The organism is Rhodohalobacter sp. 8-1, from assembly GCF_038150125.1.
Taxonomy (GTDB): domain Bacteria; phylum Bacteroidota; class Rhodothermia; order Balneolales; family Balneolaceae; genus SW132.
The window spans coordinates 85,590-93,001 of sequence record NZ_JBBVMF010000019.1; the positions used below are offsets into that span (position 1 = coordinate 85,590).

Below are 7,412 nucleotides of genomic sequence, written 5' to 3' on the forward strand. Positions count from 1 at the left end.
ATGAGGGATCCCTTCGGGAGAAGGGGCACTTTTATCGCTTCGACCCAGAAGGCGTTGCAAAGCCCTCTCCCATTTAAATTCTGCAGACTAACACTGGTGTTTTGCCAACCCTAAACCTGGCAGGTGTCACAGTATAATTCAATCCTACTTCATGAGTGTCATTTTACGGGTCATCCGTGATGATTCAGTTTGCAGTGTATACATGTAAATTCCACTGCTCAAACCTAACGCATTCCAGCGAACATCGTGAGATCCTGCTGACCTGATGCCATCCACTAATACAGCCACTTCGCGCCCAAGCATATCATAAACTGCCAGTTTAACCCGCTGATTTTCTGGCAGATTGAATTTAATCACCGTTGCCGGGTTGAAGGGATTAGGATAGTTCTGGTCTAAAGCGATTGTACCGGGAATAGTACTCTTTTTCTCAGAGGATGTCGCTTCTCTCTGCACTCCGCTTAAATGGATATCGTCAAGCCGGTACTGTTGCCCATTATCTTTGGAAAACCGGATGGCCAGGGTTTCTGCTGCGGGCATGGCGGTATCTTGAATTTGAACCCTTGACCAGCTGCCGGAATTTAGCTGAGCATCATAATTTACATCTGTCCAAAGCCCATCGCTTTCAGTTCTGTATTCGATCGTGAGCGGCGTGCTGCTGGTAGAGTACACGCCGAAACTGATTGCAAGTTGTTCGTAAGCATTCGTATTGATGTTGCCTATCGTAAAATATCGATACCCGAGGTTCATAAATACTTGCGCATTCCCGCTTGCAGCTTCATACCCCTCCGAAGGCAGAGATTCCCGAATATCGCCATTCCCTTCAAATGTGTAGGTATCGTTATCAAACGTGTGCTCGGATATATCTGTGCTTGATGAGACTGTTCCGAATGTCTCCGTAAAAATATCTGTAAATTCAGGATCGGGATTGGGATCGGTGCCGCCATCTTCCATGAAAAATGCCCGCCGTACCAGCGTTGTATCCATCACAAACGGGTTTACGTTTCCCTGCCAATTGGAAATCGTTTCGGTTCTCAATACCTCATCCCCGTCAACTTCATCGATATCGTGCCATTCGAGAAGTGCGTCATCCATAGATGAAAAGAAACCTGAACCTTCCGCATCAGCTTCATCCCGGTAAATGGTGTAGAAATAGAACATCGACCGGGCGATATCCCCTTTGGTATCCAACTTTGACTCAAACCGGTCATTTAATTTTACCTTGCTCCACATATCCCGTTCAGCCTCCGGCGGGGCTGTGGTTGTAAAAATTAAGCCCGTTTCCTCACGGCTGCTTTTGTTGTACCACCTGTCAACCTCGTTGTCAGGTATAGTTCCAAATTTTAAGTTACCACGATCCTGGTTTGCCCGTACCTCCGTCGAACGCAAATGATGCAGGTCACTCCGGGCTGGCTCAGATCCCGCTCCCAATGACTGGGGCCAAAGATGTTCCGCATTGATTCCGTCACCACCGTCATAAGCATCTTGTCGCGGTGATGATGAATTTGGATCTACCGGCATCTCAAAATAAGTATAGACACCGATAACTTTGCCGTCACGGTTATCAAGAATTGTGTACATCCTATCACGGGCAATGCTATAACCGAGCGTGCGATTAGGCGTATAGTTTTCCCTCAGAAATTCCTGAAGCGACTCCCCTGTGAGGTCTCCTCCAATGGTCTGATTTTGGGCTTGAGACGCATCAATACATATCATTCCAAACAAGAAACACAGAGCAAAAACACGTAAGGTAGTTTGTCTAATCATGAAATAAATATTTTAAAGATTTTCAGAACTCAAGTATAACCGTTTATCCTTTGAACCCATAAAATAAATGCTAAAGAATGCATAGGTATGCTCGTAAGACGAGTTCTTATCTGCGACTGGCAAATTGCAACATCTTCCAAACCTTCATCAATGAATCCCCATCTTCCGGGGTTTCTGCATTATCCATCACCTGGATTCTTGCCCCTTCACTCATCAGACGAAAAAAAACAATCGTCAGACGAGGAGCAGAATATCATATCGAATGTTTCGTGAAACATCTTATCTTTATACAGATTAATCACATAAAATTAGTTGACTTATGAAACTCTTTCTCAAGATCTCAGCCGGTTTTCTCATCTTTTTTATTTTGCTTTTGGTCGGGCTTAATCTCTACTTCACCAACGACCGCCTCAAGTCGATGATTTTACCAGAAGTCCGGAGTGCCGTGGGCACTGAGGTTCAGGTGGAACAGATGTCGCTCACGTTTTTCAGGACATTTCCACAGTTCGGTGTTGAGCTGCAAAATTTTGTCCTGCCTGACCCAGACGGTGAAACAGTAGCCAGCCTGGAAGAACTTCTGGTGGGTGTGGAACTTTTTCCGCTTTTGAGTAATGAAATTTCCATCTCTCATCTCCGGCTCAATCGGCCAGTTCTGAATTACAGAGTGTATGAGGACAGCACATCGAATATCGATTTTCTGCTTGATGCCCCCCAGGAAGAGACCGATCCTGACGCCGAGGGCTATGCCATTACAATACCGGAATTCACCATTCAGTCGGCAAATGTAAACTACCGGGATGACACAAGTAATATGCTTGTTACCCTTGAAGATTTAAACGCAAATATTTCCCTGCAGTTTGCCGACTTGATTGAAAGTACTGTGGATGCGACACTTGGATCGCTTTCTGCGTCCTTGGATGGGGCCTCTTATGTGGAAAATTTGTCTCTGAGTCTCAACCAGGAATCGACAGTAGATCTCGAAAATGAAATTCTAACAGTTACCGAAGGCGTATTCTCCATCAGGGGCCTTGGCCTTAACCTGGCTGGTTCGGTATCTGACTGGAGTTCAGATGCTCCTGTTGTGAATCTGCAGTTTAACTCAAGCTCCGAAAACTTTGGTGAGCTCCTCCGGCTGGCTCCTCCCGAATATGACGAACAACTCGCAGGGTTGGAAACGCGCGGATCGCTTCAGCTCGATGGTTCTGTTTCGGGTTCTATAACTGAAGATGAAATACCCGCTTTTGACCTGATTGTAAATGTATCGGACGGGTATCTGAAAAATCCTGATCTGCCTGATGCTATTGAAGATATTAATTTATCACTGACAGCAAATAATGAGATAGCCACAATCAGCGAATTTAGCGCAAGGGCTGCAGAAAACAGTGTTACTGCATCAGGAACAGTTGAACGACCTCTCGATGACAATGCTGTCTTTTCCATCGCTTTTGATGGTGACGTGGACCTGGCGACGGTTAGCCGGTTTTATCCTATTGAGGAGTTTGGCGTTCAGGATCTTCGGGGCCTGCTTGCCGCTGATATGACGGCGAACGGACGAATTGACCTGCCTGAAGATGCTACACTATCCGGCAGCTTTACCCTGTCCGACGGGACCCTCCAATACGCAGGTGTACCGCGACCCATTGAGCAGATAAATGCGAGAATACAGGCGTCTCAGGATCGTATTCAAATTGAGGAATCCGGCTTCAGGGCTGCATCAAACCGTTTCTCGATGAGTGGCTCCGTGGCAGATCCCCTGGATGATGAGAACAGAAGCGTGGACCTGTCTGCTACTCTTAATTTTGATCTTGCATCAATAAAAGAATTTTACCCGATTGATGAAGACACGCTCGAACTTCGCGGTCAGTTTGATGCAAACGTTGTGTTAAGCGGCCGGGCAGATCCCGACGAGATTGAACGCCTGCTGCAGCGAAGTACATTTGAGCTCCGTAACGGCTATATTGACCATCGCCTCGTTGGAAAACCATTAGAAGATATCACGCTAACGGCAGAGGCAACAGGGACGCGACTTTCGATTCAGAACGCCCGGTTTGTAACCGGTGAAAACTCACTTGCCATGAACGGCTCGGTCAGCAATTACCTGGGTGACGACCCCGTCTTTGACCTGAACTTCGATGGAAATGCCGTGTTTTCTGATATCTCATCGTACTATTCACTGGAGCCATGGATCCAGGAGCTGACCGGAACCGCCGTCATGAACCTCAGAGCCAGAGGCCCGGCGGGTGACCCTACGCAGATTGCACTGAATGGTTCACTTGTAGTCTCTGACGTAAACGCCAGAGGCGATTCACTGGGACTGCCGGTAACCGGTCTCAATGGCACATTATCTGTTTCACCTGATGTCATGACGCTTGAAGAGTTTATCATGAACTATGGATCATCAGACATAAGCTTAAACGGCCGGGTTCAAAACTATCTCGGGTTTCTTGAAGAATCTCACAGCTCCACCGCCACTATGCCATCCATTACAGGAAATTACAGCAGTAATCTGCTCGATATGGATGAGATGATTGACTGGGATGAGGAGTCAGACCCGGATGAACCTTTTCCGATTGAACTTCCCGCCATGACGTCGAATGTGTCGGCAGAGATTGACCGCCTTTTGTTTTTTGGTATTCCCATCACGAATATATCAGGGACCGGGAGAACAACCCATGAGCAGATTATCATGGAAGAGGCGACCGCCAAACTTTTTGATGGGACAGCTACAGGGCGGATGGTCTGGAATATTCCTGATCCGCTGCAAACCAACATGTCGTTTTCGGGAAATCTCGACAGCCTTAGCGCTGAATCCTTCTTCCGAGATACTGGATTCCTCGGCGAAGACAGCCGGTTTCATCAGCATGTTACGGGGGCATTCAGTACCAATATTGACTATTCAACCGACCTTGATCGAACTTTAACGCCCGACGTAACCACAACCGAAGCAAACGGTTCATTCGGCATGACAAGAGCTCGCCTGCGTGGTCACCCTATCCAGGAAAAAGTGGCTGATTTTCTGAAAGTTGATGAGGTCAGAAGTCTTGCACTCGATGAATGGACGGCTACATATACCATTACTGACGCCATTTTAACGTTTGAAGATTTTCGGCTTACAAGTGAAAACATCGGTATTGAACTCGAAGGAACACAGCATATGGTTTCGGACAAAATCAATTATACCGCAACCCTGCTGCTACCAGCCCGCTTTAAGAGTGGCATTGCCAGCGTAATATCCGGTCGGGCAGCAGATGCCTTGCAGCGTGAGGACGGGACTATGGCCGTGCCTGTTCTTATTACGGGAACTTCATCAAATCCACAGGTACGTCCCGACACTGAGCTGATTCAGCAAATTATACGGGATGCTCTTCGAGAGGGAGCCGGCAATGCGCTTAAGAAATTGTTTAATGGATAGGTTTCTGAGTTGTCAGTTTTGAATCGGGGGTGATGAGCTTCTCGCTAATTTCAGAACCAAAAACTGAGGTATATTCTATTAAATTGAAAGGAATTCTCCCTTATCAAGGGGAGATTAAGAGTGGTGTCCATTTCCATACCTGGATTCCACATCTCCTTATTTTTAAAGAGGACTCTCATTCTTTTATCTGATTCGTGTATGATTTAATCAGGACTTTCCCTTCTGCTTTTGTATTTTGGAGCTTAAATTTTAATCCATCTACTACATGAACAGCAGTGACTATCTGACCTGGGGCCCGAGTCCCGAAATTTTCACGATACCGGAATTTCACCTCCCCTTCTCTCTTTCAATTTACGGATTAGTGCTGGCGGCTATAATTTATTTTATAGGCTGGCAGTTTATTAAACCTGAAAAAAGCGGAGAACCTATGGATCAGCCCTGGAAAGGGTGGGCGCTTGCGGCTGCGGCATTTATTGTGGGGCAACTTCCGTTTTTCCTGATTGAATCACCCACTATCGACACCATTGGCCCGCTTCAGCCCCGATGGTATGGGCTCTTATTCGCATCTGCCTTTATTTTTGGCTACATGATAACAGCGCGCATGTTTCGCTTTGCCGGCCGCTCGCAAGAAGATATGGACCGGCTCCTGATCTATGTGCTGATTGCAACCGTTATTGGCGCGCGCCTCGGTCATGTTATATTTTACGATCTTGATTACTATCTGAGAAATATTCATCTCGTGCCACAGGTGTGGCTCGGCGGGCTTGCAAGCCACGGGGCTGCGATAGGCATCATCATCGCAATGTATCTCTACGTTAAAAACACTCCCGGCATGACGTTCTATTGGCTGGCTGATCGTGTGGTACCGGCCGTTGCCATTGGGGGTATGTTCATCCGTATTGGCAATTTTATGAATTCCGAGATTCTCGGAAAACCCACAGACCTTCCGTGGGCCGTCATTTTTGAAGCATCACCTCAGCTCACTCAGGCCGAGCGGATGATCCCCAGGCACCCATCCATGCTCTACGAGTCACTTTTGTGCATCATTGTTTTCGCTGTGCTTTGGACGATTTATAAAAAATATGATCGCCGTCCGCCTGAAGGATCACTTTTTGGGACTTTCCTGGTAATGCTTTTTTCCGGGCGCTTTTTGATTGAATATACCAAACTCGCTCAAACGGATGTCGGAACAACCTGGGCTCTGAATATGGGCCAATGGCTGAGTATTCCGCTGGTGTTATTTGGCATTTGGCTTCTCGTGAAGAAAGTAAACTGGAAGAAGAAGGGTAAGTGAGCTGCTTTAAGTGTATCGGGAATCGGGAATCGGGAATCGGGAATCGGGAATCGGGAAAAATAACTTCTTGGCCCTCTTTCATCCTAACCAGAAAAATTAATCTCTTAAAAAATGCCAAATATTCTATCTGGATATGAGCCGGTGTTTCTTATTGATGTTGTCTTATCTCTGATAGCAGGTTTCTGTATCGGAGCTGAAAGAGAATCCAGAGGTAAAGATGCAGGAATAAGCACACACTCCCTGGTTATCACCGGAGCTATGCTTTATACCTTCTTATCGATGAGAGTAGATCCATCATCACAATCTCGAATAGCAGCTCAAGTTGTGACAGGAATCGGATTTTTGGGTGCGGGATTGATACTCAAAGAAGGTGCAACTGTCAAAAACCTTACCACCGCCGCCAGTTTATGGTTTGCAGGTGCAATTGGCATGTCATTTGGGTTTGGGTATCATGTTATTGGAATAGTTGCCTCTATTATTTCGGGCTTTATTCCAAGGGTAGCTCATCTTAGCAGAAGACCTCAAAAAAACGAGAAAGATAAAGATTGAACCATAGACACCTGTCTTCTTTTTTGGTATTAACCTGAGTTCAATTCCAAAATATGGAACAAATAATTAAAGCAGTCCAGGAAGTGCGGTTGTTTAGCAAAATCATTTTTTACTGTCATACCGGACTTTGATCCGGTATCTCCTTACTTTTTTTGGATGGGAGATCCCGCATCAGGTGTAGGATAACGCCCTTTCTGGACTGCCTTACTTGTAATTCAGTATTGATGACAATCGAAACTCAGGTTATTAGTTCTTTGTGGAGTCTAATTTCAATTCAAACTTTAAAGCCACTACCCCGGCCCCTCCTTACAACACAAGAGGGTGTGTTTTGAGAAGTTACCCCATTATTCTAAATTAAACCCACTCAAGTACATATAAAACAATAAGTTATTA

4 protein-coding genes are annotated in these 7,412 nt (G+C 46.1%); 3 read left to right on the forward strand and 1 reads right to left on the reverse strand.

Annotated elements, in window-relative coordinates; genetic code table 11:
* Positions 1 to 144: 144 nt before the first annotated feature.
* Positions 145 to 1,764 (reverse strand): endonuclease, encoded by a 1,620-nt coding sequence (locus AABW11_RS16240; RefSeq protein ID WP_340106186.1) that lies wholly within the window; start codon positions 1,762 to 1,764, stop codon positions 145 to 147.
* A 319-nt stretch (positions 1,765 to 2,083) separates the two neighbouring features.
* On the opposite strand from AABW11_RS16240, the gene AABW11_RS16245 reads away from it, so the two are divergent.
* The 3 genes from AABW11_RS16245 (at position 2,084) to AABW11_RS16255 (ending at position 7,019) form a co-directional block, all read left to right on the forward strand.
* Positions 2,084 to 5,176: an AsmA family protein gene (locus tag AABW11_RS16245; protein WP_340106187.1), complete on the forward strand. Its 3,093-nt coding sequence runs from the start codon at positions 2,084 to 2,086 to the stop codon at positions 5,174 to 5,176.
* Between the two features lie 265 nt (positions 5,177 to 5,441).
* On the forward strand, positions 5,442 to 6,470 hold the full coding sequence (gene lgt / locus AABW11_RS16250) for a prolipoprotein diacylglyceryl transferase (RefSeq protein ID WP_340106188.1): 1,029 nt from the start codon (positions 5,442 to 5,444) through the stop codon (positions 6,468 to 6,470).
* 111 nt (positions 6,471 to 6,581) lie between these two features.
* Positions 6,582 to 7,019 carry an MgtC/SapB family protein gene (locus AABW11_RS16255; RefSeq protein WP_340106189.1) on the forward strand — a complete coding sequence of 146 codons (438 nt, stop codon included), beginning with the start codon at positions 6,582 to 6,584 and terminating at the stop codon, positions 7,017 to 7,019.
* Positions 7,020 to 7,412: the final 393 nt, after the last annotated feature.

Coding starts and splice junctions, on each gene's coding strand:
- AABW11_RS16240 (WP_340106186.1), bottom strand. CDS start 1,764: ATGATTAGACAAACTACCTTACGTGTTTTTGCTCTGTGTTTCTTGTTT.
- AABW11_RS16245 (WP_340106187.1), top strand. CDS start 2,084: ATGAAACTCTTTCTCAAGATCTCAGCCGGTTTTCTCATCTTTTTTATT.
- lgt (WP_340106188.1), top strand. CDS start 5,442: ATGAACAGCAGTGACTATCTGACCTGGGGCCCGAGTCCCGAAATTTTC.
- AABW11_RS16255 (WP_340106189.1), top strand. CDS start 6,582: ATGCCAAATATTCTATCTGGATATGAGCCGGTGTTTCTTATTGATGTT.